A 26,891-nucleotide genomic window follows, 5' to 3' on the forward strand; every position below is an offset into this window, starting at 1 on the left:
GAACCCCGGCACGGGGCGGCCCGACGGGCATACCGTGCGAAGGGGGCGTCACGGACGGCGCCCGCGAAGGGGGAACGATGTCGGCCGGGATGTTGTCGGGGCGGGTCGCCGTGGCCACCGGCGCGGCGCGGGGGATCGGCCGGGCCGCGGCGGTGGCGCTGGCGCAGGCGGGCGCGGACGTCGCCGGGATGGACGTCGCCGGGCCGGTCAGCCCGATCCTGGACCTCCCGCCCGCCACCCCGGACGACCTGGCCGAGACCGGCCGGCGGGTCACCGCGGCCGGTGCCCGCTGGTCGGCGCACGTCGCCGACCAGCGGGACATCGGGGCGGTACGCGCGGTGGCCGAGGCGGTGGAACGGGAACACGGCGGCGTGGACGTGCTGTTCGCCAACGCCGGCATCCAGGCGTTCGCGCCGCTGCTGGAGATGACCGACCAGCACTGGCACGACCAGATCGACGTGAACCTCACCGGCGCCGCCAACGTGCTGCGGGTCTTCGCGCCGCTGCTGGTACGGCGCGGCGGCGGCCGGATCGTGGTCACGTCTTCCACGCAGGGGCAGCACGGCACCACGAACGGGTCCGCGTACTCGGCGTCCAAGTGGGGGTTGATCGGGCTGGTCAAGTCCGCCGCGCTGGAACTCGGGCCGCACGGCGTGACGGTGAACGCGGTGATCCCGGGCCTCGTCGACACCGCGCTGACCCGGCACCGGGACCGCTACGTGCAGGCGCTCGTCGAGGCGGGGAAGTCGCCGTCGGGCGACCTGGCCGAGGTGGAGCGGGAGGCGGTGGCCGCCCTGCGGGCGAAGACGCCGCTGGGCGTGCCGTGGGTGGAGCCGGAGGACGTCGCGCCGCTGGTGGTGTTCCTCGCCTCCGACGCGGCCCGGATGGTCAGCGGCACGTCGTTCGCCGCGACGGCGGGCGACAGCGCCCACGTGACCGCCTGACCTCACCGGGCTGCCGCTGCCGGCGGTCGTGGCTAGGCTCGGGCGATGCGTCGATCGAGCCGGCCGAACCGGAGTTCACCGGCCTGGCCGACGTGGTGCCGGGGCTGGTCACCGCCGTCCAGCCGGTCGACGACGCGCCCCGCTACCACCTCGACATCGAGACCGACGACGTCGCGGCCGAGGTCGAGCGGCTGTGCGGGCTGGGCGCCACGCCGGCGCCCCGGCCGCGAGGGCTGGGGCGCCGGTGCCGTACGTCAGGAGCCGTACGGCAGCGTGACCGTGGAGCTGTTGCCGACGCCGAGGAGCGTGGGTGCGCCGCCGATGGCGTTCCACACCTCGACGCGTACCGTGCCGCCGGACAGGTTGCCGAGCGTGCCGCTCGCCGAGAGCAGGCCCTGGGTCTGCCGGTAGCGCTCCGCGCCCGGGATCGGGTCGGTGGCGAAGTAGCGGTAGGTCTCCACCCGCTCGACGCTGCCGTTGCCGGTCAGGTCGTAGGAGACCCGGATCTGGACGCCGTTGCCGACTGCGGTACCCGCGTCGACGGCCAGGTCGAAGGCGGTCGCCCCGCCGGTGTACGTGCCGGTCAGCCCGGTGGCGGTGAACACCTGCGGGTTTCTCGGCGTGCCGTCGGAGTTGCCGTTCGCCGCCGCCACGCTCACCGTGCCGCTCGTGCCGGCGGTGCCGTCCAGTCCGCCGCCGGAGCGCAGGTAGCGGACCGGCTTCAGCGGGGTGCCGCTGGTCGGGCTGGGGCTGGCGGTGGTCGGCTTCGGCGTCGGGCTCGCGCTGGTCGGGGACGCGGTGGGCGTCGCCGTGGACGGGGGACCGGTCGGCACCGTACCGCCGCCGGTGGCGTTGCCGCCGCTCCACGTGTACGCACCGGAGGTAGCGGTCTTCCCGGCCGGCACGGCGAGCGTGACGCCGTTGGAGAACGTGACGGTGAGCGGCCGGGCGGTGATGTTCGACGCCACGTAGGTGCGGGCGCCGTTCTTGACGAACACCTTCGCCAGCGGGTGGTTCGCGGTCACTGTGGTGTCCACGGTGCCGAGCGCGGCCAGGTTGCGGATCCAGTGGAACGTGTGCGCCTTGCTCTCGCCCTCCTCGCTGGTGAACCCGCTGTTCGCGCGGAAGTTGCGCAGTGCCTGCTCGCCGTCGCCGAGGGCCAGGAACTCCCAGACGATGTCCTGCCACACCGTCGGCGGGCCGCCCTTGTTGGTGACCAGCTCGGCGTAGTTGGCCTTGACGTACTCCGGGAAGTCGCCCAGGTAGAGGTGGCCGCCGGTGATCGGCAGCATGTTGATGCCCTGGATCATCTCCGGCGCGGCGGAGAACCACGTCGAGTACGACCCGCCGTCGCCCCACACCATGCCGACCGTCCTGTGCCCGAACGCGGCCGGGAAGTTCTGGTCGTACACGTCGAACCAGTACTCGGAGATCGCCGCGGACTGGGTGGTCCACAGGTAGACCCCGGCGTCGCGGACGGCGGTGTCGCCGGTGGCCTGGCCCCACTGGATCAGCGCGTTGGCGAAGTTCATCCCCTCCGACGAGGACTCCTGGTTGTTGCCGGCGAAGAACGGCGCCAGCCCGGAGGCCCAGTCGTGCCCGGCGTAGATGTCGAAGTCCCGCAGGTAGGGGAAGCGGCTGTCGGAGCGGTCGTAGTTGTTGGCGTCGCGGATGAGCAGGTCGACCATGCCGCCGTAGCGGCTGTCGTCGGCCCAGCCCGGGTCGAACTTGGCGAGCGTGGCGGCGGCGGCGATGAAGTAGCCGTAGTGGAAGTGGTGGTCGTTGAGGTCCTCGTCGGAGCCGTACGACGCGGGGTAGCCGATCAGCGTGCCCCAGTTGCGGTCGTAGTAGAACAGCTGTCCGCTCTCGCCGGAGCCGGCGGTGAGCCAGTTGGTCAGCCGGTTCCGCATCGCGTTCAGTGCCGCGTCGCGGACCGACGTCTGCCCGAGCTGGTCGGCGATCTCGGCGAGCCGGGCGGCCCGGCCGAGCCCCTTGCCGGCCCAGTAGGTGTCGGTGCCGCTGACGCCCTCCGGGTTGCCCTGCTCGGCGTTCAGGTAGCCGGTGACGGTGGACAGGTCCGCGCCGCTGGAGTCGCCCACGGCGGGCACCTCGGGCAGCACGCCGGTGAAGCGCATGGTGGTGGTGAACGACGGCACGTCGGTGAGCACCCGCATGGCGCCGCGCGCCGAGACGTACGTCTGACCGATCGGGGTGGCGCCGGTGAGGCTGCGCCACTGGTGCGGGTAGAGCGAGACAACGGTCTTCGTCTCGCTGCCCTCGCGGGGCGTGGTGGTGAACGCGTACGTGGTGCGTACCGTGCCGGCGGACGGGTCGTACGCGTAGCTCATCCGGGTGCCGGTGACGTGGGCGTGGGCGTAGCGGCCGTAGGTGTCGGCGAGAGCGGCCCGGTCGCCGCCGCCGGGCAGCACCGCGACGGAGAAGTACCCCTTGCCGGCCAGCGTCGAGCTGATGCCGGTGCCGCTGACGGTCCAGGTCGCGCCGCTCGGGGCGTACGCGACGTAGTCGTGGTCGCGGACGGTGAAGCCGATGGTGGCGCCGGAGTTGCGCCAGACGGTGGGCGTCCCGGCGGTGGTGAGCTGCGCGGTGCCGCCGTTGACCGTGTAGTAGCTGAACGGCAGGCCGTGGCCGATGGTGGCGCGCATGGTGCGGCTGCCGTCGCTCCAGTCGGCGGTGACCGTCCAGTCGGTCCAGCCGGCGGCCTTCACCACCGGCGCGGTCAGCCCGGCCAGCCCGACGCGGACGTCCTCGGTGTACGGGTAGTGGAACTCACCGACGCCGGTCGCGGTGCCGCTGATCGCGGGCGTGGTGGTGTACGACAGTCCGAGCCCGTTGTTCTCCGCCTTGTAGGCCAGCGGGTGGGCGTGCAGGACCTCGCTGCCCGTGCAGTTGTTGCGCTTCCAGATCAGCGAGGACCACCAGTCGTTCGTGGGGATCGCGCCGGCCGGCGCGTCGGCGGTGGCGTACGTCCTCGGGTTGGTGCTGATCGCGCCGCAGCCCTTCGGCAGCAGGGCGCCGGCCGGTCGCGTCTCGGTGTAGCTGCCCGCGCCGACGGCGCCGGCGGTGGCGGTGCCGCCACCGGCGACCACGACGCCGAGCAGGCCGGCGGCGAGCACTGCGGCGGCGACGAGGGCGGTGGCCCGCAGGCCGCGTCGGCGGGCCGGGGACGGGCCGGTCGCGGTCGGGGGCACGGGGTCGGGGGAGAAGTCCCGCAGGAGGGTCATGGAGGTCCCCTTCACGAGGAGAAGGCGGGGGTTCGGAGTGGTGGTCCGGTGCCGTGAGAGCGCTCTCTTGAGATGCGACATTAAGGTTCGGGTTACGGATCCGTCAATGTCTTGTTACCAAAGAGAGCGCTCTCCGGCGTTTGGGACCGATCCGCCGGTCCTCGCCGGAAGCGCTCTGACCAGCACCGACACGCGCCAGAGCGCCGCCCCCGGCCCAGGCGGCCGGGGGCGGCGTGAGGGACGCCCGCGTCTACCCTGAGTCAGGCGGCGGTGGCGGTGAGGCTGCGCGCCGCGACGGTGCCCGGCGTACCGCCGGCACCGGGCCGGTCGGCGCCCGGCTGCCCGGTGACGACGGGACGCGACGAGGCGGGCTGGCGGGGCGCGGCGGGCTGCCGCGGCGTCCGGGCGGCGCTCAGCCCCGCCTGTGCGTTGTCCCACGCGGCGCACGGCCACGCCGCCCCGGCGCAGCTCGGGCTGGCGCAGGCGCGCTCGTCGTCCGGCTGGTGCGCGTCGGCCACCGCGGCGGCCAGGTCCCACAGCAGCGGATCGGTCACCTCCGCGGGGCGGTCGGCGACGCGGTCTGTGCTGGCTTCGGACATGATTCGGTCCCCCCTGTCGTGAACGGCCCCCACCTGTTTCCGGAATCCGGCCCGCCCAAACCTGCGCCCGCCGGGACTCGGACATAGGCTGGCCGGCGTGGCGAGGTACTACGACCTGCATCCGGACAACCCCCAGCCCCGCGTGATCCGGCAGGTGGTGGACCTGCTGCGCGCCGACGGGGTGATCGCCTACCCGACCGACTCCTGCTACGCGCTCGGCTGCCGGATCGGCAACCGCGACGGCGTGGAGCGGATCCGGGAGATCCGGCGGCTCGACGACAGGCACCCGTTCACGCTGATGTGCGCCGACTTCTCCCAGCTCGGCCAGTTCGTCAAGCTCAGCAACGCGGTCTTCCGGCAGGTGAAGTCCGTCATCCCGGGCAGCTACACGTTCCTGCTGCCGGCCACCGCCGAGGTGCCGCGCCGGTTGCAGGACCCGCGGCGGCGGGTGGTCGGCGCGCGTGTGCCCCGGCACGCGGTGACCCAGGCGCTGCTGGCCGAACTCGGCGAGCCGCTGCTGACCAGCACGCTGCTGCTGCCCGGCGAGGAGGAGCCGATGACCCAGGGCTGGGAGATCAAGGATCGGCTCGACCATCTCGTGGACGCCGTGGTCGACGCCGGTGACTGCGGGCTGGAGCCGACCACCGTCGTCGACCTGTCCGGCCCGGAGCCGGAGATCCTGCGCCGGGGCGCCGGCGACCCGGCCCGCTTCGAGTAGCGATCACCGATTCCGTCCCGCCGGTCCGCCGCCGTGGGGCACGGTGGGACCGGCGGACGGTGACGGGGGTACGGCGTGGAAGCACTCGTGCTGATCACGGTGCTGGGCGCCACGGTCCTCGTCGGCACCACCATCGGCGGGCGGTACAGCGTCGCGCCGCCGGTCCTGCTGATCGCCATCGGCGCGCTGATCGGCCTGCTGCCGCCGTTCGACCACCTGATCCTCGAACCCGAGGTCGTGCTGGTGCTGTTCCTCCCGGCGATCCTCTACCGGGAGAGCCTGGTCGTCAGCCTGCGCGAGATCCGCGCCAACCTCACCGTGATCGTCGGGCTCGCCGTGGTGCTGGTGATCGTCACGATGGCCGCCGTCGCGTACACCGCGCAGGCCCTCGGCGTGCGGCCGGCCGCCGCCTGGGTGCTCGGCGCGGTCCTGGCCCCGACCGACGCCGCCGCCGTGGCCGGCCTGGCCAAGCGGATGCCGCGCGGCATCCTCACCACGCTGCGCGCGGAGAGCCTGGTGAACGACGGTACGGCGCTCGTGCTGTTCGCCGTCGCGGTCGGCGTGATCGCGGGCGGTACGGTGCCGGGCGCGTTGACGCTCACCGGCGAGTTCGTCGGCAAGTCGGCCGGCGGGGTGGCCGCCGGCCTGCTCGTCGGCGCGGTGGTGGTGCTGATCCGCAAGCACGTCGACGATCCGATGCGCGAGGGCGGGCTGAGCATCCTCACCCCGTTCGTCGCGTTCCTGCTCGCCGACGCGGTGCATGCCAGCGGTGTGCTCGCGGTGGTGGTGTCCGGGCTGCTGCTGTCCTACGCCGCGCCCCGGGTGATCCGGGCCCGCTCCCGGATCACCGCGTTCGCGTTCTGGGACCTGGCCACCTTCATGGTCAACGGCGGCCTGTTCGTGCTGCTCGGCACGCAGGTGCCGCGCTCGCTGCGCGGCATCACCAGCCACTCGCCGGCCGCGTCGCTCGGCATCGCGGCCCTCGTCGCGGTTGTCGTGGTGGTGATCCGGCTGGCCTGGGTGCACCTGTCGGTGTCGGTGCTGCAACGGGTGGACCGGCGGGGGTCGAGCCGGGCGCGGCACTTCGACGGCCGGATGCGCACCGCCGCGGGCTGGGCCGGCTTCCGCGGCGCCGTCTCGCTCGCCGCGGCGCTCGCCGTGCCGGTCACCATGCACGACGGGAGCCCGGTGCACGAGCGCGACCTGATCATCTTCGTCACCGTCGTGGTGATCGTGCTGATCATGCTGGTGCAGGGCACCACGCTGCCCGCCGTGGTCACCTGGGCGGGCCTGACCGGCGACCGGGAACGCGACGAGGAGGTGCGCTGGGCCCGGATCCGGGCCACCGAGGCCGCGCTGGAGGCGCTGCCCCGGGCCGCCGGCGAGGTGGGCGCCGCGCCGGACACGGTGGACCGGCTGCGGGCCGACTACGAGGAGCACCTGGCCGCCGTCCGCGATCCACCCGGCGAGGACGCGCAGGGGGAGCGGGAGCTGGCCCGGCAGCTGCGGCTGCGGGTGCTCGACCACAAGCGGCAGGAGGTCACCCGGCTGCGCAACTCCAACCAGATCGACGACGCGGTGCTGCGGCAGCTCCAGGCGGCCATCGACATCGAGGAGATCCGGCTGCTCGGACCGGAGGTGGAGGAGTGAGCCGGCCGGCCGCCACCGGTAGGGGTGGCGGCCGGCGTGGCTCAGCGCGGGTCGACAGCGACTACCGTGTACGGGGTGGTCGGCGTCGGCGGGGTGGTGAACCGGCCGTTCGGCAGGTAGAGCCGGCCGAGCGCGGCGGCCACCGTGGTCGGCACGTCGAAGCCCGGGTCGGTGATGACGCCGCGCGCCACGCCGGCCGAGCCGGAGCGGTTCAGGTCGACCACGGCGACCTGGTTGAGGAAATTCTGCACCACGTACAGCGTGCGGCCGAGCAGCAGCAGGCCGTCACCGTTGACGAACGTGGTGCCCGGCACGTCGACGGCGGTGGTGACGCCGGTGGCCGGGTCCACCCGGAACAGCGTGCCGGTGTTCGACTGCACGACGATCAGCGCCCGCCCGTCCGGGGCGGGCACGATGCCGTTGAGGTTGACGCCGGTGCCGCTCTGCTGGAAGTCGCCGGTCAGCGGGAGCGTGGTGAAGCCGCCGGCGGGCGGCAGCGTGCCGCCGCGTCCCAGCGGCAGGCGGTAGAGCACCGGCCGGTTCGAATCGGTGAACCAGGCGGCGTCCCGGGTGAGCGTCACGTCGTTGACGAACGTCGGCGCCTCGGCGAACTGGTAGCTCGCGAGCACGGCGCCGGTGCGGGTGTCGATCACCCGGGCGTCACCGGCGGTGCCGCCGGCGACGAAGAGCCGGCCGCGCGGGTCGACCTTCAGGCCGAGCGACGGGGTGCCGGTGGCGGGGCTGACCTGCCGGCCCGCGCCGGTGATCAGGTCGGCGCGGTAGATCTCGCCGGTGGCCCGCGAGCCGAACCAGGCGTACCGGCCGGCGGCGGCGACGCCCTCCGGCTGGAAGCCGTCCGGCAGCGCGATGACCGTGGGACGGCGGTCGTGGGCAGCGGCGGCGGGGGCCGGCGCGGCGGTGGTGACGAGGGTGGCGGCCAGGGCGACGCCGAGGGTGGTCCTGATGCGTCGGTTCACTGTGGTCCTTCCGGGCGAAACGGTGGAACAGGACCTACCCCACTGTACGGTCGGCGCGCGGCGACCGCCGGGGACGCGACCCGGCACGGTGGCACCGTGCCGGGTCGCGCCGACGGTCAGCCGGCCGCGCAGGCCGGCGTGCCGGAGGGCGCCGTGCCGGTGCCCTGGAACCCGAACTCGGTGGTGCCACCGGCACCGACCTGGCGGTTGTAGTCCACGTTGCGGAAGGTCACCGCACCGGTGGTGCCGCTGGCCTGGGCGCTCCAGGTGTTCGTGACGGCCGAGCCCGAAGGCACGGTGAGCGACACGGCCCACCCGTTGAGCCCGCTGGAACCCGCGGTGATCCGCACGTTGGTGACGAAGCCGCCCGGCCACTGGTTGGTGGTGATCGTGGCGGTGCAGGCGCCGGTCGGCGGGGGAGTCGTCGGCGGCTCGCTGGTCGGCGGCGTGCTGGTCGGCGGCGTCGACGTGGGCGGGGTGCTGGTCGGCGGCGCGGTCGTGGGTGGCGGGGTGCCGCCCTCGTTCAGCGCGTTCAGCACCGCGGTGTACGCCTGCTTCTTGTTGCCGCTGCCGTCGAACAGCAGGGGGGTGCCGCTGGCCCGCCACGAGTCGGTGTCCCGGATGCCCCAGACCGTGATGCCGTTGCAGCGCGCCACGGCCAGGCAGTCCCGGGTCACGTTGCCGTAGGCGGTGGCCTGGCTGCTGCCCGAACCCTCGATGTCCAGCTCGGTGATCTGCACGTCGACGCCGAGCGCGGCGAAGTTCTGCAGCGTGGTGCGGTAGTTGCTCGGGTACGGCGACCCGCTGTTGAAGTGCGACTGGAGGCCGACGCAGTCGATCGGCACGCCCCGGGACTTGAAGTCGCGCACCATGTTGTAGACGCCCTGGGTCTTGGCCCAGTTCCAGTTGTCGATGTTGTAGTCGTTGTAGCAGAGCTTGGCGCCCGGGTCGGCGGCGCGGGCGGCACGGAACGCGGCCTCGATCCAGTCGCCGCCGGTCTGCTGGAGGTTCGAGTTGCGGCGGGCACCGTTGTTGCCGTCGTCGAACGCCTCGTTCACCACGTCCCAGGCGTAGATCTTGCCCCGGTAGTGGGTGGCGACCTGGGTGACGTGGTTCATCATCGCGTCGCGCAGCGCGCTGCCGGACAGGCTACCCGTCCACCCGGGCTGCTGCTGGTGCCAGAGCAGCGCGTGTCCGCGGACCCGCATGCCGTTGGCCTGGGCGTGCGCGACGAGCCGGTCGCCGTTGGTGTAGTTGAACTGGTTGCGGGACGGCTCGGTGGCGTCCCACTTCATCTCGTTCTCGGCGGTGACCATGTTGAACTCGCGGTTGAGGATGCCGACGTACGTGCCGTCGGACAACTTGTTCACCGCCACCGCCGTGCCGAAGTAGCGGCCCTGTTCCGCCGCCGACGCGCCGAGCGTCGTGCCGGCGCTGGCACTTGTCGCCGCCGCTATCGTGGCGGCGACCACCGCGGCCCCCGCCACCATCGCCACCACAGCGGTTCGCGGGCGTGACCGGGCTGCCGCGCTCCCGCTGCCGCGGGCGAGCACCTTGTCCATCTGAACGCCTCTCTAGCCTGTCAATGGGATCGGCTCGCCTCGGCCACCGCCCGCCACGATGTCGGCTCCGCGCGGCCGCCCGGTGGCCGCGCCAGGTGGGGAGTGACTCCCCGGCACATCGTGAGTGGATCGAAGCGAATCTCTGCCCGAAGCCTACCGGAAGCGTTCCGAAAAATTAATCACCTCGATGCGTCGACATCGCGGCAGGCGGCACCGGCCGGACGGAGAAAACCGCGTGCGAGCGCGGCGGCCGGGCGCGCGCGTGCCGCCGGCGCGGCTCCGGAAGTTTCGGTGGCCGCCGGTTCTGCCGCTTGAGTCGATCGCGCCGTCGGGCCGATGCTATGACAAATCGACCGTAGACGATGGGGGAGGTCCCCGGATGCGCCGACCCGCGCTCGTCGTACTCGTCCTCACCGCGCTGCTCGGCGGTGCCCCGGCGGTCGCCCGGGCCGGCACCGCGCCGCCGCCCGCGCCCGCGGCGCTCACCGCGATCCGCACGCCCGGCACCGCCTGGGGGCACGACCCGGCCACCGGCCGGTTGACGGTCACCGCCGACGACACGGTACGCGGGCGCGAGCTGGCCGCGGTGCGCCGGACCGCCGCCCGGGCCGGCGCGGTGCTGCGCCACGAACCCGGGCGGCTGCGCCCGCTCATCGCCGGCGGCCAGGCGGTCTACGGCGGCGGTGGGCGCTGTTCACTGGGCGCGAACGTGCGCAGCGGCGCCACCTGGTACTTCGTGACCGCCGGGCACTGCACCCGCCTGGCCGCCACCTGGTACGCCGACGGCGCCGGCACGACGGTGCTGGGCAGCCGGACCGGCAGCAGCTTCCCCGGCAACGACTACGGCGTGGTCCGCTACACCGGCGCCGTCGCCCACCCGAGCGCGGTCCACACCCACCCAGGTCAGGTCACCGTCACCGCCGCCGGCAGCGCGTACGTCGGGCAGGCGGTCTGCCGCAGCGGCGCCACCACGGGCGTGCGGTGCGGCTCGGTCACCGGGCTGAACGCGACTGTCAACTACGCCGAGGGCAGCGTCACCGGGCTCATCCGCACGAACATCTGCGCCGAGCCGGGCGACAGCGGCGGCCCGCTCTACGTGGCCGCGACCGGCACCGTCCTGGGCGTCCTGTCCGGTGGCAGCGGCACCTGCGTGAGCGGCGGCACCAGCTACTACCAGCCGATCCTGGAGATCCTCGCCGCGTACGGCCTGACGATCCCCTGACCCGGTGCGCGGGCGGCACAACGGACCCCGCGCCGGTCCCGTCAGCGGTCAGGCGTCGCCGGGCACTGCCATCTCGCCCAGGCGCGACCAGTCCTGCCGCGGCACCGTCACGTTGACGATCCGGGGCGTCTCGGCCAGGTGCGGCGGCAGCGTGCGCTGGGCGGCCCGGAAGTGCTCCGACTGCACGTGAGCCGCGCCCGCCTCGTCGTCGCGGAACGCCTCGACCAGCACGTACTCGGTCGGGTCGTCCAGGCTGCGGGACCAGTCGAACCACAGGCAGCCGGGCTCGGCCCGGGTCGCGGCGGTGAAGTCGGCGGCGATCCGCGGCCAGTTGTCGGCGTCTTCCGGGCGGACCCGGAACTTGGCGGTAATGAAGATCATGGGATCAGGCTACCCAGGCCGGGCTGCCGCCGCGCCGCATCAGCTCCTGGCCGCCGGGCCGAGCAGTTCGGCCGCCCGCCGGTCGGCGAACGCGGTGACCGCCTGCTGCCCGGCGCCGAACACGATCGCCAGGCCGAGCAGCGCGGCGGTGCTGCTCACGCTGGTCTCCACCAGGCCGCCGACGACCAGCATGATCCCGACCAACGCCACCAGCGGGCCGATGGCGAGCTTCAGCAGCCCCTGCTGGAACGGCAGCTTGTAGGGCAGCCCGCCGGACCGTGCGGTGATCATCGACGGAAGCGCGCTGAGGAACGCGCCGAGCGCCCCGGCGATCAGCACGAAGGACAGCAACCGCCAGGCCGGCACGCCACCGGCGTCGCCCGGCGCCTCCAGCAGCCGCACGTCGGTGCTGCGCCACTGCACCAGCACCATCAGGACCTCTGCCACCAGCGCGAACACCGACAGCCCCAGGATCCGGTTCCGCAGCCGCCGGGCCGACTCGTGGAACTCGTCGGAGGCGGAGTGGTAGCGCGTCAGCAGCCCCTGCACCCGGGCGCGCAGCAGCGCCTCGGACATCCCGCCGGCCACCGGGTCGAGGTCGGTGAACACCTTGTCGTCCGGCGGCAGGACCTGTGCCGCCGCGCTGCGGTACGCGGGCAGCAGCCCGATCAGCTCGTCCCCGGTGCGCAGCGCCACCATGGCCCGCTCCACGGCATGAATCGTCTGCCACGCGTACTCCAGCTTGCCGCCGCGCAACCACTCGACCACGCCGCTGCGTCCGAGCACCCCCTCCACCGGCGACAGCAGCGCGCGCAGCGCCGACACCCGCTCGGGGTCGCGCTGGGACAGCGCGGTGAGCTGCTCGTACAGGTCGTCGAGCTTGGTCCGCACGCGGACCTGCCACACCGCGCGGGGAACCGGCGCGGCGGGTGGGGCCGGGTGGTCCTCCGGAGTGCCGCGGGGCCCGGGTACGGCCTGCGGCTGGGTCTCGTGTCCGATCATGTGCCCCACCTCTTTCCCCCACCCGGCGCGGGGCGGGCGCGAGCCTGTCATCAGTATCCGCAGGTCAGCGCCGTTCTCGCCAGACCACAACGGAGAGTCGTCGGGGCCGCGACGGCGTCCGGGCCGACCTGACGGACGACACCGCAGCCCTCGGGCGGTCGGTAGCCTGGGCCGGTGACCGTCTACGCCCTCGCACAGTTCACCATCCACGACCGGGCGCGCTACGACAGGTATGCCGCCGCCTTCCCGCCGGTGCTGGCCCGCTACGGCGGGAAGCTGCTGGCCGCCGACACCGCCCCCCGCGTGGTGGAGGGCGACTGGCCGCACCAGAAGGCGGTCCTGCTGTCGTTCGACAGCCGCGAGGACTTCGAGCGCTGGTCCACCTCGCCGGAGTACCGGGAGATCTCCCGCGACCGGGAGGCGGCCACCGAGGGTGTGGTGCTGCTGCTCGACGGGATCGGCCACGCCTGGCCGGCCTGACCGGGGCGGCGCCGTCCGGACCGCGCGCCGATTCCACCGCGCCGCTGGTTAGGCTGCCGGCATGGCAGATCCGTTCCGGGTACGCGTCACCGTGCGCGGCTACGAACTCGACACCCAGGGCCACCTCAACCAGGCGGTCTACCTCCAGTACGCCGAGCACGCCCGCTGGGAGTGCCTGCGCGCCTCCGGCATCGGCCAGGACCGGCTGCTCGCCGGCGGCGTCGGGCCGGTCGCGCTGGAGGTGACGGTGCGCTACCTGCGTGAGCTGCGCGGCGGCGACGAGGTCGACGTGACCTGCGAGTTCCACTGGGGCGAGGGCAAGACGTTCCGGATCGGCCAGGAGTTCACCCGCGCCGACGGCACCCCGGTCGCCTCGGTGAGCGGCGTCGGCGGCCTGCTCGACCTCACCGAGCGGCGGCTGGTGCCCGACCCGCGCGAGCGCTTCCGGGCGCTGGCCGCCGACCCCGTGCCGATGGGCCTGTAGCGCCCGGTCAGCCCGCCGCGCGCAGGTAGGCGAGCACGGCGAGCACCCGCCGGTTGGTGTCCTCGTCCGGCGGCAGGCCGAGCTTGGCCAGGATGTTGCCCACGTGCTTGCCGACCGCCGCCTCGGTGACGTGCAGCCGGGCCGCGATCGCGGTGTTGGAGTGGCCCTCGGCGATCAGCCCCAGCACCTGCCGCTCGCGCGGCGACAGCGCGGCGAGCGGGTCACGCGGGCGGCGCAGCAGGTGCCGCACCACGTCCGGGTCGACGGCGGTGCCGCCGGCCGCCACCCGGCGCAGTGTCGCGGCGAACTCCGCGACGTCGGCCACCCGGTCCTTGAGCAGGTAGCCGACCCGGTTGCCGTCGCCGCTGTCGAGCAGCGCGGCGGCGTACCCGCTCTGCACGTGCTGGCTGAGCACCACCACGGCGAGGTCCGGGCGTTCGGCGCGCAGCGCGACCGCCGCGCGCAGGCCGTCGTCGCGGTGTTGCGGCGGCATCCGGATGTCGGTGACCAGCAGGTCGGGACGGTGCGTGCGGACCGCGTCGAGCAGGTCCGGGGCGGAGCCGACGGCGGCGTCCACCGCGAAGCCGAACCGGGTCAGCAGGCCCACCAGGCCCTCCCGGAGCAGCACCTCGTCCTCGGCCAGGACGACCCGGGTCACGGACGGCACGGCAGCTCCACCCGCACGAGGGTAGGCCCACCGGGCGGGCTGGAGAGCAACAGCCGCCCGTCCACCGCCGCCACCCGGTCGGCGAGCCCGGTCAGGCCGGTGCCGCGCGCCGGGTCGGCGCCGCCCCGGCCGTCGTCGCGCACCTCCACCACCAGCCGCCGGTCGTCGCGGGTCAGCCACACCTCGGCCCGCCTCGCCCCGGCGTGCCGGGCGACGTTGCCGAGCGTCTCGGAGACCACGTACCAGGCGGTGGTCTCCACCAACCCGGGCACCGGGCGGGTCAGGTCGGCGTGCACGGTGACCGGGACGACCGACCGGGTGGCCAGGTCGCCGACGGCAGCGGCCAGGCCGAGTTCGGTGAGCTGCGGCGGGCGGATGCCCTGGACGATCCCGCGCAACGTCACCATCAGCTCCTTGGCCTGCTCGTGGGCCGCCGCGAGCGGCCCCGCCGCGGGGGAGTCGTCCGGCACGTCGAGGCGGGCCAGCCCGAGCTGGAGGGTGAGGCTGGTCAGGCGCGGCTGCACGCCGTCGTGCACGTCCCGCTCGACGCGGCGGCGCTCGGCCTCGTAGGCGCTCACCAGGCGGGCCCGGGACCGGGCCACCTCGCGCAGCGCCGTCGCGCCGGGCGCGTCGTCGAGCAGCCGGCGGGCCACCTCCGCCTGGACCGCTACGAGCAGCCCGGCCAGGTAGACCAGGGCCGGGACCGCGAGCAGGCCGGCGATCGCGTACGGCACCGCCTCGGCCGGGGAGCCGACAGTCGCCCAGATCAGCACGATCCGGTCCTCGCCGCCGGCCAGCCACGGACCGGCCACCAGCGCCGCGTCCAGCAACACGAGCACACCGAACATCGCGTACGCCAGCGGCACCGCCACCCCCAGCACGGCCAGGTACGCGGCCTCCCGCCACCCGGCGGCGGTGGTGAAGCGGGCAGCGAGCCCACGCCACCTCGGCGCGGTCACCGGGCGGTCGTCGGCCACGCCGAGGCGCCACCGCTCCACCGCCGCCACCGGCGCACCGGCCAGCGGGGCCAGCGCCACCGTCAGCAGCGCCAGCACGGCCAGCACCGCCAGCGCTCTCGTGTCGACCGGCCGGCCCTGCCGCAGCGCGCCGGCCACCAGCAGCAGTGGCGCGGCGACCACGGCGGCGCCGATCGTCGCCGCGCCGGCCAGGGGCAGCGTCGTGACGGCGTACGCGAAGGCCCGCCACGGCCACGCGGACAGCAGGTAGCGGCGACCGCGCAGCGCACCGGCCAGCCCTTGATCAACGGTCATGGCTCGACGCTAGCCAGGCCGCACCGCCCGGCCCAGCCGGCTGGACCCCGCTCTGCGGGTAGGTCTGGCCCTACCCCGAACCGGCCCGCCACGCCCCGTGCGCCGGGGCGCCCCGAGGCGGTGCACTCGGCGGGTGAGAAACCGTCTCGCGGGCGCCTGCTGGCTGCTCGCCACCGCGTCGTTCCTGGCCGCCAACGTGCTCGTCGGCCTGGCCTGGGAGCAACCCCGGTTCAGCTGGGCCGAGCACAACATCAGCGACCTCGGCAACGTCACCTGCGGCGTGTGGGACACCAGCCGGCCGCGTCCGGTCTGCTCGCCGTGGCACCCGGCCATGAACGCCGTGTTCGTCGGCGCCGGGCTGCTGCTCGCGCTCGGCGCGCCGCTCGCACACCGCGCGCTGCGCCCGGGCCGCGCCGCGGCCGTCGCCGTCGTGTCGATCGTGGCCGCCGGCTTCGGGTATGTGCTGGCCGGAGCCTATCCGGCGGACGTGGACGAGAACTTTCACGTGCTGGGCGCGCTGCTGGTCTTCGCGCTCGGCAACGCGGCGTTGTTCGCCGCCGCGCTCGGCCGGTCGCCGCTGCTGCGCGAGCTGCGGGCGGTCAGCGCCCTCCTGGGCCTGCTCGGGCTCGCCGGCACCGTGCTGTTCCTGTCCCGGGTGGACACCGGCATCGGGGTGGGCGGCATGGAGCGTGTCGCCGTGTTCCCGTTGTTCGCCTGGGTGACGGCGGCCGGGCTGCGGCTGCTCGGGTTACGTCGGTCCCGGCCCCTATCCTGACCGGATGGAGCTGGCGTTCAGCGGCGAGGTGTGGTTCTGGCGCGGCCCGGCGCCGTACCACTTCGTCACGGTGCCCGACGAGCAGAGCGCGGCGATCGAGGCCGCCTCCGCATCGGTCACCTACGGCTGGGGCATGATCCCGGTGACTGTGCGCATCGGCGGCACCGGCTGGCGGACGTCCCTGTGGCCCAAGGACGGCCGTTACGTCGTGCCGCTGCGCGTCGCCGCGCGCCGGGCCGAGGGGATCGAACTGGGCGACCGGGTCGACGTGCGGCTGACGGTGGACGTGTGAGCGGGACGGAGCTGGCCGAGGCGGGCCGGCTGCTCGCCGCCGCCCGGCGTCCGGTGGTGTTCACCGGCGCCGGCATGTCGGCCGAGAGCGGTGTGCCGACGTTCCGCGACGCGCAGACCGGCCTCTGGCAGCGGCACGACCCGCGGGAGCTGGCGACCCCCGCCGCGTTCCGCGCCGACCCGGCCCTGGTCTGGGGCTGGTACGAGGCACGCCGTCACGGGGTGCGCCGGGCCCGGCCGAACCCGGGACACCTGGCCGTGGCCGCGATCCGGGCCCGGCTGCCGGAGACCGTGGTGATCACCCAGAACGTCGACGACCTGCACGAGCGCGGTGGTGTGCCGGCTCCGGTACGCCTGCACGGCAGCCTGTTCGCGCCCCGCTGTTCGGCCTGCGCCCGCCCCGCGCCGCTGCCGTCCGACCTGCCGCCACCCGCCGGCCCGCCGGTCCAGCACGCCGGGCCGGAACCGCACGCGCCGGCACCGCCGGACGGGCCGCTGACACCGCCCGCCTGCGCCGGCTGCGACGCGCCGGTGCGTCCCGGGGTGGTGTGGTTCGGCGAGGCGCTGCCGGAGGCCGCGCTGAGCGCGGCCGTCGAGGCGGCGTCCACGTGCGACCTGCTGCTGACTGTCGGCACCTCGGCGCTCGTCCATCCGGCCGCCGAGATCCCCCTCGTCGCGGCCCGCCTCGGTGTCCCGGTGGTGCAGGTGAACCCGGTGCCGACGCCGCTGGACGCGATCTGCGCGGTGAACCTGCGCGGCCCGGCCGGCGAGGTGCTGCCCGCACTGGTCCGCGCCGCCTGGCCGGACGCCATCTGACCGCCCGGCCCCGCCGCGCCTAAGGGGTGAGCGTCACGCGTCGCGCGGCGCCCGCTTCGGGAAGACGGTGTAGGCGACCGGCCAGAACACCAGCCAGGCGGCCATCACCACGGTGAGCCGGCCGGCCCAGGCCCACAGCTCGGCGGTGCGGTCGGTGTCGCCGACCACGGCGATGCCGGCGAGCAGCACGGCGCAGGCGACCGCCCAGCCGAGCATGCCCTTGCCCCACTCGCGCCACTCGTACCGGGCCCGCGCCATCCCGTACCGGGGTGCCCGGCGTGGGGGAGGGCCGCCGGCGAACCGGTGCGCGAACCGCTGGTCGGCCCAGCGCACCATGCTGTGCCCGAACGCCACCGAGAACCCGAGGTACGCGGCGGCGAGGCCGTGGGCGAACGTGGCGGTCGCGCCCCGGCGCAGGTCGATCATCGTGGCGGCCAGCAGCACGAGGTCGACCACTGGCACGGCGATCAGCAGGGCGGCGCCGAGGCGGGGCCGTCGCAGCGGGTAACGGGCGATCAATCCGGCGAGCAGCACCACCCAGAACGCCACCTCGCATCCGACGATCACTGCGACGAGCATGCGGCCCCCTTTTTAGTACGCTGTGCGATAACCGTAACAGCGGCCGTCAACGAGGTTCCGGAGGGGCCCGTGCCCAAGATCGTCGACCACGACGCGCGCCGTGCCGAGCTGGCGCGGGCGATGTGGCGGGTCGTCTACCGCGACGGCGTCGGCGCCGCCACGGTGCGCAGCATCGCCGCCGAGGCCGGCTGGTCGCCGAGCGCGCTGCGGCACTACTTCGCCACCCAGACCGAGCTGCTGGTGTTCGCCATGGAGCACGTGCAGGCCGAGGCGGCCGAGCGGATCGCCACCGGCGACCGCACCGGCAGCCCGCGTGAGGTCGCCCAGCGGATCCTGGAGCAACTGCTGCCCCTTGACCGCCAGCGCGTCCGTGAGGCCGAGGTGTGGCTGCTGCTCGCCGCGCGCGCCCAGAGCGACCCGGTCGCGCGGGCCCGGACGGCCGAGGCGGACGACGGCATCCGCCGTGCCGTCGAGTTCGCCGTCACGCTGGTCACCGGGGAGCCGGTCGCCGACCAGGACGCCGTCGCCCGGCTGCACGCCCTGCTCGACGGGCTCGCGTTGCACACGCTGCTCTACCCGGACCGGATGCCGCCCGGGCGTGCCCGGGAACTGCTCGGCGCGCACCTGGACGCGCTCGCCGCGTCCTGACCGCCTCAGTCGCCCGGCGGGCGGCCCATCGCCGCGCCCAGCTCGGCGCGGCTGGCGATGCCCAGCTTGCGGTAGACCCGGGCCAGGTTGGCCTCCACGGTCTTCGGGCTGATGTAGAGCGCGTCGGCGATGAGCCGGTTGGTCTGGCCCCGCGCGGCGAGCCGGGCGACCCGCTCCTCGGTGGCGGTCAGCGCCGTCGGTGCCGGGGTGCGGGCGCCGACGCGGCCCAGCTCCGCCCGCGCCCGGTCGGCGAACGCGGACGCGCCGAGCGCGTCGAACTCGGCCACCGCCGCGTCCAGCGCCGCCCGCGCCTCCCGCCGGCGACGGACCCGCCGGTACGCGCGCCCGGCGGCGAGCAGGCAGCGGGCCCGGTCCAGCGGCAGCACCGTCTCCGGCACCGCCGCCCGGGCCTGGGCCAGCGCGTCCAGCGCGTCGCCCGGGTCCGCGCCGGTCGCCCCGGCCAGCAGCACCCGGCTGCGGGCCAGCCCGAGCGTCGTCCACGGGCGCGGCAGCCGGCGGTGGCGGCGGGCCAGCCGGTCCAGCGCGGCGTGCGCGGTGTCCAGGTCACCGGCGCCCACGCACGCCTCGATCCAGTCGGGTTCGAAGCGCTGCCCCAACGGTTCGGCGATGCCCGACCCGTCCAGGTCGGCGGCGAGCGCGCCGTACGCCGTCGCGGCGGTGGCCCACTCGCCGGAGGCCAGCGCCACCAGGCCGGTGAGCTGGTGGTGCAGCCGGCGGCTCCACGCGTCGCCGAGGTCGTCGTCGCGGCGCAACCCGTCGGCGGCGGCGCCCGCCCGCGCCAGCCGTCCCCGGTGCGCGTCGAGCATGCCGGCCAGCCAGCTCTCGCCCACCAGCCCGGTGCCCAGCTGCTCACCCAGATCCCGCGCCGCGGCGATGTGCGTGCCGGCCTCGGCGAACCGCCCGGCCAGCAGTTCCGTCTCGCCGAGGTGGGTGAGCACCTCGTGCCGCAGCGGGTCGTCGCCGCGCGCCACCGCCAGGTCCAGCATCAGGTGCAGCCGGGCCCGCGCCCGGTCGTGGTCGTCGACCGCCTTCCACCAGATCGCCGGCACCGAACCGGCCAGGTAGGACGGTTCACCCGCCTCCAGTGCCAGCGCCCGTTCCAGCAGGTCGACGGGGGCCGGGCCGCCGGCGCGTACCTCGTGGAAGAACAGCAGCAGCAGCGCGGCGGTGAGCAGCGGGCGGTGCTCGTCCCGGTCGGACAGCCGGGTGATCGCCGCGCGCGCGTGCCGGCGGGCGGTCTCCGGCTGGTCGTGGAACATGGTCAGGTGGGTGTGGATGCGCCCGGCCAGGTCCCCGTCCGGCCCGGCGGCGGCGAGCGCCTGCTCGGCCACGCGCACGGCGGTGACCAGGTCGTCGGCGCACCAGGCGACGAGCGCGCGCAACAGCAGGGCCTCGCCCCGCTCGGCGCCGGTCAGCTCGCCGGCCGCCGCCTCGGCGGCCCGGCCGGCCGCCGCGTAGTCGCCGCTGTCGATGCGGCACTGCACCGCGTCGAGGCGGCGCCGGTTCCGGTCGGCGGTCGCCGCCGGCGGGGTCAGCTCGGCCGCCCGGTCGTACCAGTCGGCGGCGAGCGCTGACGCGCCGCGCAGCCGCTGCCGGGCCGCCGCGGCGGCCAGGTCGGCGGCGACCGCGGCGTCCGGCGTGACGGTGCACCGGGACAGGTGCCGGGCCCGCTCGTCGGGGTCGGCGACCGCGTCCGCGAGCAGCGCGTGCAGGCGCCGCCGGGCGCCCGGCGGGATGCTCTCGCGCACCGCCGCCGCGTACCGGGGGTGCGCGAAGTCGATCCGGCTCGGCGCGACCACCACCAGCCCGGCGTCCTCGGCCGCGTCCAGCGCCCCGGCCGGCACGCCCGCCGCCGCCAGGTCCCGCGGCGTCGGCACGGTCAGCAGCGCGGCCAGCCGCACCGCGTCCCGGCTCGGGCCGGGCAGCGCCCGCAGCGTCTCGGCGAGCAGCAGGCGCAACGACGACGGTACGGGGAGGTCCTCGTCGTGCGCGGGCGGGCGGGGCAGCCGCAGCACCGCCCGGGCCAGTTCGATGGCGAGCAGTGGGTTGCCGCCGGCGTCGCGGGCCAGCCGGTCGGTGAGCGGGCGGCTGAGCGTGCCGCCGAGCCGGGCCGCCAGGACGCGGTGCAGGTCGGGCGGGGGGAGCGGTGGCACGTCGGCGCGTAGCAGCCGGTGCCGTCCGGCCGGGTCGTCGTCAAGCCCGAGCGGCACCGGGACCGGCGGGCTGTCCCCGGTGCGGTGGGTGGCCAGGACGGCGGGCCACCGGGTCAGCCGGCGCAGCGCGAACCGCAGCGCCCGGGCGCTCGGCGGGTCCAGCCACTGCGGATCGTCGACCGCGAGCAGTACCCGGGGCGCGCCGGTGACCGCCGCGTCGAGCAGCGTACGGGTGGCCGCGCCCACCGCCCGCTCGTCCACCGCGCCGTCGTGCTCGCCGGTCAGCAGCACCATGTCGGCGGCGACCCGTTGCGGCGCGGGCAGCCCCGGCAGGGCGTCGGCGAGCGGGCGCAGCACGTCGGCCAGCGCCGCGTACGGCAGCGCGGTCTCCGCCTCGGTGGGCGCGGTGGACAGCACCCGCCAGCCGGCCCGCCCGGCGTGGGCGACCACCGCTCGCCACAGCGCGGTCTTGCCGATGCCGCTCGGACCGTCGAGCAGCACCGGCGTACCGGCGGTCAGGGCACGCCACACCCGCTCGACGACCGCGTCGCGGCCGACCAGTGCGGCGTCCATGGCGGGATGGTGGCACAGCCGCGCCCCCGAACCCAGCGTCGGCGCGGCCTAGCCCGGAAGCTGTCCGCATATCGAGACGGGCGGGATCACCTCCTGGTTGCGGTAGACGTCGGCGCTCCAGCTCGGCCCGCCCGCCGCCACTATCGGCGGTATCCGTGGCGCCCGGGACGGGCTGAGCAGGCTGAGGAACTTGTTGATCACCTGGACGACGGGTTCGAGGATGCGGTAGCCGATGCCGAACCGCGCCCGCACACCGAGCCCGACGCCCCGGCACAGCGCGTACGGGGCACCGAGCGCGGAACCGATCGTGGCACCGTACGAGGTGACCAGCTCGAACCAGATCCCGGCGGTGAACAGGAACGCGCTGATCCCCATGGTGAACCGCACGCCGTGCCGGACGACCAGTCCCATCACACCCACCGGCACGCCGGTGAGCGAGTCGAGCAGGCCCACCCGGCGGGCGAAGCCCTCCGTCACGCGCGAGCCCACCTGGCCGCCTGCGTAGCCGAACCCGAGCTTGCCCGCGAGCGCGTACTCGCCGGCGCCGCGGAACGTGCCCCGGCGCGCGCCGAACGCGGTGGCCACCTCGAGCGTCTGGTTCACCGTGAACGACAGCGGCAGGCCGGCGACCAGCCCGATCGGGAACGCGATGTCGACCGGGACCGGGAACGTGCGGCGGTGGTTCTGCCCGCCGTCGACGCCGGCGGTGAAGTCCACCCGGATGCCGAAGCCGCCACCGATCTCCAGTTCGGCCCGGTTCACCCGGCCGGCGCCGATGGCCAGGTGGAACGACGCGGTGGGCCGCCCGACCGTCAGTGTCACGGTGCCGGCCAGCCGGAGCCCGCCGTCGTCGTACGTGAAGTGCGTGCCGACGCCACCGGCGCAGCAGAACGTCCGTACCCGGTAGCCGTGGGCGGTGGCGCCCGCCTGCCCGCCCGGCGCGGGTGGCGGCTGCGCGGGCGTGACGGCGAGCGGACCGGAGCGGCCGAGCGTGCCACCTGCCGCCGCGACCTCCCGGGTCCACGACGGCTCACCCGCCACGTAGACGGTCGGGCGGTCGAGCGTGACGGCGTCGCCGCCGAACGTGCCGTCCCGGATCACCTCGGTCAGCGTGACCGGCCCGATCGTGACGACCAGGTCGCCGCCGTCCTCCGCCAGGTCGAGCACCCGGCCCACGCCGCGTCCGGTGAGGAACATGACGCGGCCGGGCGCGAGCCGGTCGGCGTCCCGCGCGTCCGGGTCGAGCCGCCAGGTCAGCCCGTCCGGGCTCACCGACCGCACGGTCCGGCTGCCGCCACCGACCAGCACCACGTCCGGTTGCAGCGTGACGTCCTTGCCCGGCGCCGGGGCCTGCCCGTATCGGGTCTGCTCCCCGTCGCCCGCCTCGGCCGGGCCGGGCGCGGGACCGCCGCCGCAGCCGGTCACCACGAGCAGCACCGCCACTCCGGCCGCGAGCAGACGACGGCCACGCACCGGCCGCCTCACATCCGGCCGGCGACGGTACGGGCGAGCCGTTCCAGCGGCGCCTTGTTCTCCTGCGGGTCGTTGAGCCGCACCAGCCGCACCGCGACCCACAGGTCGCCCTTGCGCAGGAAGAACGCCTCATAGGTGAGCAGCGCCTCGTCGGCCACGCCGGGCAGCTCGCGGATCTCGTGCCCGAGCTGCCGTTCGATGTCGAGGTACTTCTTGGCACCCTCGCCCACGAACGCCTCGACCTGGGCGGTCGGCCCGCTCGTCGGCCCGGTGTAGGTGCAGGACTGCCCAGCCACCACCGGTTCCTCCAGCGGCGTGCCGGCGAGGCGCTCGGCGTCGTCCTTCGACACCAGCGTGCACGCCTGCGGCGCATCGGCGGCGCCGTCCACCGGTTCGGCGCTCGGCTCGGCCGGCGCCGCCCCGGTCGGGTCCGCGACCGGCGTGCCCGTACCGGGTGCGGCGCCACCGGCAGCCGGCGGTTCGTCGCCGCCGCAGCCGGCGGACGCGGTGAACAGGATCGCGGCCAGCGCGAGCGCTGTCAGTCGGCGGGTTCGCATGGCTGCCCCGCTCAGGCCGGGATCGCGTCGAGGGCGCGACGCAGGATCTGTTCGTTGCCGGCCGTGCCGCCGCCGAAGCTGCTGATGGTCACCGTGTACGTGCCCCTGCCGTCGATCAGCACCGCCTCGCCGCGTACGTCCTTGACCGCGAGGTAGCCCCGCTCGCCCCGGTCCAGGTCGACGACCTTCTCGTACTGCTGGCCGGCCTGCTCGTGCTGGTAGTCGTAGGTGGCCTTGCCGGCGGTGGCCGAGGCCGTGGTGACCGCCAGCTGGGCGATGCCGTCGCCGAACGAGCAGTTGCCCTCGTCGCGCAGCTTCCGGTCGACCAGTTCGGAGACCTGGGCGGCGGTGAACGGGCACGGCGGCCGGACGTCGTCCACCGCACCCGCGTCGGCGTCGCCGCCGTCCTCGCCCGCCACGGAGTCGGCCGAGCCCCCGTCGAGCACGTCGCCGCCGGAGTCGCACCCGGCCGGCGCCAGCAGGGCGAGCAGCACCAGGGGCAGCGCCAGGCGGGCGCGGTGGAGGCGGGCGGTCCGGGCCGGTGTGAGCGCGTCAGTTGCCATGCCAGCGACGCTAGGCGCGACGTCACCGCCCGTAATCGGGGGTTTCCCTATGCGGTGACCTTGCCGACGGCCTCGCCCGCACCGGCGGGTGGCGCGTCCGCGCCGCCGCGCCGCCCCACCCGGATGGCGAGCCGATCCACGTAGCCGACCATGAGCGCGACGAACAGCAACACGAACAGGATCAGCATGGGCAGCGGCAGGACCAGGCCCAGCGGAAGCTCGCCCCCGGCGCCGAAGGCGCGGCTGGCGATCATGTTCACCAGCGCGGGAGCGGTGAGGCTGTCCGGGCCCCGGCCCACCAGCGTCGCCCACAGCGGCGACTGGGCGTGCGTCAGCCAGGTCGGCAACGCGGTCACGGCCAGCATCGGCAGCGCCGGCAGCAGCAGCGTACGGCCGGCGCCACCGCCGGAGCGCCACCGCTCGTGCTGGCCCCGGAACAGCAGCGTGAACGCGAACAGCGCGGGCACCGACAGCCAGGTGGGCGGCACCAGGCCGAGGAACAGGCCCAGCTGTTCGCGCTCCATCGTGCGTTCGAAATTGGCGATGGCCAGCGGGCCGGCACCGACGAACAACCAGGGCGCGAACGGCACCAGCAGCAGTTCGCTCCAGCGTCCGAGCGGTCGCAGCGCGCCGATCCCGAACCCGGCCAGCGCGGCGAGCGTGACCGCGACGAGTGTGGACAGCAGCGGCGGCACCCAGGTGTTGGCGAACAGGTTCGACGTCTCGACCCCCTTGGGCAGGGGCCCGGTGTCGGAGGAGAGCTTCCCCAGCCACGGCGACAACGCCCAGACGGTCACGCCGAGGACGACGACGAGCGCGACAGCGGTCAGGCCGACCAACAGCGGACGGCGGCCGGAGTAGGACTCCGCCTCCCGGTCGGCCGGGCGGTCCCGCCAGCCGTCGAACTCGATGCGCAGACGGGTGGCCAGGATGAGCGCCACCGCGGCCAGCCCGAGCAGCCCGAGCAGCACCAGCAGCAGCGTTGACGTGGCGGACCCGACACCGAAGCGCATCGTCCGGAAGGTGGTCTGCGCGGCGGCGAACACCGGCGTCGCCGTGTCGTCGCCGTGCGGCCCGCCGCCGGTCAGGATCGTCGGGGCGGTGTAGGTCTGCAGGGTGGCGGCGAGGACGCCCAGGCCGAGCAGCCCGCCGACGGCCAGCATGGCGGGCGCGGGCCGCTGGTCGGGGTCGCGACGGCGCAGGGCGCTGAGGTAGAGCGTCGCGGCCACCGCCACGACCACCCCGAACGTCACCTGTGCCAGCGACGTGGCGAGGAACGTCCGGGGGGACTGCAGGTTCTGGGTGAGGGTGCCGTTCTCGATGTCCTCGGCGCGCCGGCCGAGGAACACCGCGACCGGCGCGTACGCGGCGAGCGGCAGAGCCAGCACGCCCCGGGTGACAAGGCGTGCGACCCGGCCGGCCCGGTCGGCGAGGACGGCGAGCAGCGGCGCGGCGAGCAGCGCCACCACCAGCGGGATCAGCCCGAGCAGCACCGCGAACCCGACCTGGCCGACGAACCCGGAGGTGAAGGCGGCCTCGTAGTTCGCCGTACCGACCGACTCGCCCGAGCTGCGCGGCCCGTCACCCTGGAAGCTGCGAGCCACTGTGGACAGCGCCGGCAGGACGTACGACCAGATCCAGGCGATCGCCGCCGGTACGATCAGCGCCAGCCCGATCAGGGTCCGGCCCGTACTGTTCGGCTGTGCGGTCGGGGGCACTGGCGCTGTCGCCTGCGGCGCTGCCGGCTGGCTCATCTGGACATCCCCTCGAAGATCGACGATCACGGCCGCCGCGACGATAACCAACCCCGTCAACGTCGGCAGCGCAACCGGCCCACGACCGCGGGGGCGGCTACTGTCGCAACCGTGCGGACCAAGCAGGAGCTGTCGACGGCGATCCGGGAACGGCGGCGGGCGGCGCTCGTGGTCAACGCCCACTCCCGCCGTGGCCGGCGGCTCTACGACACCGTCCACTCGCGCCTGCGCGCGGCCGGGTTCACGCTGCTCGGCGCGTACCCCGTGGACCGGCCCGGCGAACTGGACCGGGTGCTCGCCGAGGCCGCCGGGCTGGGCCCGGACCTGCTTGTCACCGGCGGCGGCGACGGCACCGTCGGCGCGGCGGCCCGGCTGCTCGCCCACCGGGACGTCGCGATGGGCCTGCTGCCGCTGGGCACCACGAACAACTTCGCCCGCACCGTCGGCGTCCCCCTCGACCTGGACGCCGCGATCGGCATCCTCACCGACGGGAAGGTGATCGACGTCGACCTGGGCCTGATCGGTGACACCCGGTTCACCAACCACGTCGGGATCGGGCTGTCCGCCGACATCATGCGGGCCGCGCCGCCGCGGCTGAAACGGGTCGCCGGGCGGCTCGCGTATCCGCTGACCGGGCTGGGGCTGCTGGCCCGGCACCGGCCGCTGGCCGTGACGGTCCGCGCCGAGGGCCGCGAGCACACCTTCACCACCCACCAGGTGTACGTGGCCAACGGCGGCTTCCACGCCGGCCGCCCGATCACCGCCGACGCCACCGCCGATGACCGGCTGCTGGTCGCGTACCCGGTGGGTGGGCCGACCCGGCGCGGGCTGCTGCGCGAGACGGCGCGCAACGCGGCGGCCGGCCACCGCCGCACGCTCGGCGAGGAGCCGTTCCTGGCGGTACGCCAGCTGTGGCTGGACACCGACCGGCCGGCCCGCATCGAGGTCGACGGCGAGCCCTACGGGCGGACCCCGGTCCGCATCGGCCTGGACCCGAACGCGCTGCGGCTGATGGCCCGCCCGGACAGCCCGGATCACTGACCGGTCAGATACCTGGCGCTCTGGTCGGCGACCTCGCCGTACTCGGCCGGGAGTTGCCCGACGACCTGGGCGTAGGCGGCCGGGTCGACGGCGTCGCGCAGCACGTCGAACACCGCGGTGACCCCGTCCCGGGCGGCGTCGGCGTCCACGTCGGCGCGCCCGCTCACCCGCTCCACGAACACGTCGAGCCCGAACGGCTCGGCGTCCTCGACCGGGCCGAACGCGTACGCCCGGAGCGCCTCCGGCAGCCGGTCCGCGAGGTCGCGGGCCTCCCCGCCGTCGATGCGCTCGGCCAGCGTGGTCAACGTGGCCCGGGTGATCGCGGTGGCCTGCTCGGTGGACGCGCCGCACCGCTGGGCCACCGCGTCGATGAACTGATCATGGTCCATCTCGCCGCCTTCCTCCGCCGGGAGTGCGGGATTCCCGCCCTGGACCTCCGCAAACGGCC

At 74.9% G+C, this 26,891-nt stretch carries 26 protein-coding genes and 1 pseudogene; 12 read left to right on the forward strand and 15 right to left on the reverse strand.

Going from position 1 to position 26,891, the window contains the following annotated elements; genetic code table 11:
- Positions 1-77: 77 nt before the first annotated feature.
- Positions 78-944: an SDR family NAD(P)-dependent oxidoreductase gene (locus AB0C17_RS21520; RefSeq protein WP_357480074.1), complete on the forward strand. Its 867-nt coding sequence runs from the start codon at positions 78-80 to the stop codon at positions 942-944.
- A 95-nt stretch (positions 945-1,039) separates the two neighbouring features.
- Positions 1,040-1,162 (forward strand): annotated as a pseudogene (locus AB0C17_RS21525) (VOC family protein); the annotation flags it as partial.
- Positions 1,163-1,198: 36 nt separating this feature from the next.
- On the opposite strand, the gene AB0C17_RS21530 reads toward AB0C17_RS21525, so the two are convergent.
- Both AB0C17_RS21530 and AB0C17_RS21535 read right to left on the reverse strand, forming a co-directional pair.
- The gene (locus AB0C17_RS21530) at positions 1,199-4,186 is read right to left on the reverse strand and encodes a glycosyl hydrolase (protein WP_357480077.1); all 2,988 of its coding nucleotides are present in this window, start codon (positions 4,184-4,186) and stop codon (positions 1,199-1,201) included.
- 260 nt (positions 4,187-4,446) lie between these two features.
- Positions 4,447-4,785 carry a hypothetical protein gene (locus AB0C17_RS21535; protein ID WP_357471449.1) on the reverse strand — a complete coding sequence of 113 codons (339 nt, stop codon included), beginning with the start codon at positions 4,783-4,785 and terminating at the stop codon, positions 4,447-4,449.
- Between the two features lie 97 nt (positions 4,786-4,882).
- On the opposite strand from AB0C17_RS21535, the gene AB0C17_RS21540 reads away from it, so the two are divergent.
- Together AB0C17_RS21540 and AB0C17_RS21545 are read left to right on the forward strand one after the other, a co-directional pair.
- Positions 4,883-5,503 (forward strand): L-threonylcarbamoyladenylate synthase, encoded by a 621-nt coding sequence (locus AB0C17_RS21540; RefSeq protein ID WP_357391254.1) that lies wholly within the window; start codon positions 4,883-4,885, stop codon positions 5,501-5,503.
- 75 nt (positions 5,504-5,578) lie between these two features.
- Positions 5,579-7,153 (forward strand): Na+/H+ antiporter, encoded by a 1,575-nt coding sequence (locus AB0C17_RS21545; protein WP_357480080.1) that lies wholly within the window; start codon positions 5,579-5,581, stop codon positions 7,151-7,153.
- Between the two features lie 41 nt (positions 7,154-7,194).
- Here AB0C17_RS21545 and AB0C17_RS21550 read toward each other — a convergent pair whose 3' ends face one another.
- Positions 7,195-8,130: a superoxide dismutase gene (locus tag AB0C17_RS21550; RefSeq protein ID WP_357480083.1), complete on the reverse strand. Its 936-nt coding sequence runs from the start codon at positions 8,128-8,130 to the stop codon at positions 7,195-7,197.
- Between the two features lie 116 nt (positions 8,131-8,246).
- Positions 8,247-9,692 (reverse strand): endo-1,4-beta-xylanase, encoded by a 1,446-nt coding sequence (locus AB0C17_RS21555; RefSeq protein ID WP_357480085.1) that lies wholly within the window; start codon positions 9,690-9,692, stop codon positions 8,247-8,249.
- 379 nt (positions 9,693-10,071) lie between these two features.
- Between AB0C17_RS21555 and AB0C17_RS21560 the strand changes: the two genes are divergently transcribed.
- Positions 10,072-10,914, forward strand: coding sequence for a S1 family peptidase (locus AB0C17_RS21560; RefSeq protein ID WP_357480088.1), 843 nt, complete (start codon positions 10,072-10,074; stop codon positions 10,912-10,914).
- A gap of 48 nt (positions 10,915-10,962) precedes the next feature.
- Here the strand turns inward: AB0C17_RS21560 and AB0C17_RS21565 are convergent, their stop codons facing one another.
- Positions 10,963-11,295, reverse strand: a complete 333-nt coding sequence (locus AB0C17_RS21565) for a putative quinol monooxygenase (RefSeq protein ID WP_357480090.1) — start codon at positions 11,293-11,295, stop codon at positions 10,963-10,965.
- 39 nt (positions 11,296-11,334) lie between these two features.
- A complete protein-coding gene (locus AB0C17_RS21570; protein WP_357471456.1) occupies positions 11,335-12,297 on the reverse strand; it encodes a hypothetical protein in 963 nt (320 codons plus the stop codon).
- A 174-nt stretch (positions 12,298-12,471) separates the two neighbouring features.
- Between AB0C17_RS21570 and AB0C17_RS21575 the strand changes: the two genes are divergently transcribed.
- Both AB0C17_RS21575 and AB0C17_RS21580 read left to right on the forward strand, forming a co-directional pair.
- Positions 12,472-12,777, forward strand: coding sequence for a DUF1330 domain-containing protein (locus tag AB0C17_RS21575; RefSeq protein ID WP_357480092.1), 306 nt, complete (start codon positions 12,472-12,474; stop codon positions 12,775-12,777).
- Positions 12,778-12,838: 61 nt separating this feature from the next.
- On the forward strand, positions 12,839-13,261 hold the full coding sequence (locus AB0C17_RS21580) for a thioesterase family protein (protein ID WP_357471459.1): 423 nt from the start codon (positions 12,839-12,841) through the stop codon (positions 13,259-13,261).
- Positions 13,262-13,268: 7 nt separating this feature from the next.
- On the opposite strand, the gene AB0C17_RS21585 is transcribed toward AB0C17_RS21580, so the two are convergent.
- Together AB0C17_RS21585 and AB0C17_RS21590 are read right to left on the reverse strand one after the other, a co-directional pair.
- Positions 13,269-13,928 (reverse strand): response regulator transcription factor, encoded by a 660-nt coding sequence (locus AB0C17_RS21585; protein ID WP_357480095.1) that lies wholly within the window; start codon positions 13,926-13,928, stop codon positions 13,269-13,271.
- A complete protein-coding gene (locus AB0C17_RS21590; RefSeq protein ID WP_357390894.1) occupies positions 13,916-15,199 on the reverse strand; it encodes a histidine kinase in 1,284 nt (427 codons plus the stop codon). The genes AB0C17_RS21585 and AB0C17_RS21590 overlap by 13 nt, the downstream gene beginning before the upstream one ends.
- Positions 15,200-15,332: 133 nt before the next feature.
- On the opposite strand from AB0C17_RS21590, the gene AB0C17_RS21595 reads away from it, so the two are divergent.
- The 3 genes from AB0C17_RS21595 to AB0C17_RS21605 are packed head-to-tail and all read left to right on the forward strand — an operon-like array spanning position 15,333 to position 17,081.
- Complete coding sequence (locus tag AB0C17_RS21595; protein WP_357390892.1) at positions 15,333-15,974, forward strand: DUF998 domain-containing protein; 642 nt, start codon at positions 15,333-15,335, stop codon at positions 15,972-15,974.
- Positions 15,975-15,978: 4 nt separating this feature from the next.
- Positions 15,979-16,266 (forward strand): DUF1905 domain-containing protein, encoded by a 288-nt coding sequence (locus AB0C17_RS21600; RefSeq protein ID WP_013286479.1) that lies wholly within the window; start codon positions 15,979-15,981, stop codon positions 16,264-16,266.
- Positions 16,263-17,081, forward strand: coding sequence for a Sir2 family NAD-dependent protein deacetylase (locus AB0C17_RS21605; protein WP_357480098.1), 819 nt, complete (start codon positions 16,263-16,265; stop codon positions 17,079-17,081). Before AB0C17_RS21600 ends, AB0C17_RS21605 begins: the two co-directional genes overlap by 4 nt.
- A 33-nt stretch (positions 17,082-17,114) precedes the next feature.
- Here the strand turns inward: AB0C17_RS21605 and AB0C17_RS21610 are convergent, their stop codons facing one another.
- A complete protein-coding gene (locus AB0C17_RS21610) occupies positions 17,115-17,660 on the reverse strand; it encodes a hypothetical protein (RefSeq protein WP_357390888.1) in 546 nt (181 codons plus the stop codon).
- A gap of 69 nt (positions 17,661-17,729) precedes the next feature.
- Between AB0C17_RS21610 and AB0C17_RS21615 the strand changes: the two genes are divergently transcribed.
- A complete protein-coding gene (locus AB0C17_RS21615; protein ID WP_357480101.1) occupies positions 17,730-18,308 on the forward strand; it encodes a TetR/AcrR family transcriptional regulator in 579 nt (192 codons plus the stop codon).
- A gap of 5 nt (positions 18,309-18,313) precedes the next feature.
- Here the strand turns inward: AB0C17_RS21615 and AB0C17_RS21620 are convergent, their stop codons facing one another.
- From AB0C17_RS21620 to AB0C17_RS21640, 5 genes are read right to left on the reverse strand one after another with little or no spacing between them, the layout of a single operon-like run.
- Positions 18,314-21,055: an AAA family ATPase gene (locus AB0C17_RS21620; protein WP_357480104.1), complete on the reverse strand. Its 2,742-nt coding sequence runs from the start codon at positions 21,053-21,055 to the stop codon at positions 18,314-18,316.
- A gap of 48 nt (positions 21,056-21,103) precedes the next feature.
- The gene (locus AB0C17_RS21625; protein WP_357480107.1) at positions 21,104-22,528 is read right to left on the reverse strand and encodes a hypothetical protein; all 1,425 of its coding nucleotides are present in this window, start codon (positions 22,526-22,528) and stop codon (positions 21,104-21,106) included.
- An 8-nt stretch (positions 22,529-22,536) separates the two neighbouring features.
- Positions 22,537-23,085 carry a hypothetical protein gene (locus AB0C17_RS21630; RefSeq protein ID WP_357390878.1) on the reverse strand — a complete coding sequence of 183 codons (549 nt, stop codon included), beginning with the start codon at positions 23,083-23,085 and terminating at the stop codon, positions 22,537-22,539.
- Positions 23,086-23,096: 11 nt separating this feature from the next.
- Positions 23,097-23,648, reverse strand: a complete 552-nt coding sequence (locus AB0C17_RS21635) for a hypothetical protein (protein ID WP_357390876.1) — start codon at positions 23,646-23,648, stop codon at positions 23,097-23,099.
- A gap of 47 nt (positions 23,649-23,695) precedes the next feature.
- Positions 23,696-25,402, reverse strand: coding sequence for a sugar ABC transporter permease (locus AB0C17_RS21640; protein ID WP_357480112.1), 1,707 nt, complete (start codon positions 25,400-25,402; stop codon positions 23,696-23,698).
- Positions 25,403-25,513: 111 nt separating this feature from the next.
- Between AB0C17_RS21640 and AB0C17_RS21645 the strand changes: the two genes are divergently transcribed.
- Positions 25,514-26,443, forward strand: coding sequence for a diacylglycerol kinase family protein (locus tag AB0C17_RS21645; protein WP_357390872.1), 930 nt, complete (start codon positions 25,514-25,516; stop codon positions 26,441-26,443).
- Here AB0C17_RS21645 and AB0C17_RS21650 read toward each other — a convergent pair.
- Positions 26,437-26,832 (reverse strand): DUF2267 domain-containing protein, encoded by a 396-nt coding sequence (locus AB0C17_RS21650; RefSeq protein WP_357390870.1) that lies wholly within the window; start codon positions 26,830-26,832, stop codon positions 26,437-26,439. The genes AB0C17_RS21645 and AB0C17_RS21650 overlap by 7 nt on opposite strands.
- Between the last annotated feature and the right edge of the window lie 59 nt (positions 26,833-26,891).

The organism is Micromonospora sp. NPDC048887, assembly GCF_040649715.1.
Classification (GTDB): domain Bacteria; phylum Actinomycetota; class Actinomycetes; order Mycobacteriales; family Micromonosporaceae; genus Micromonospora.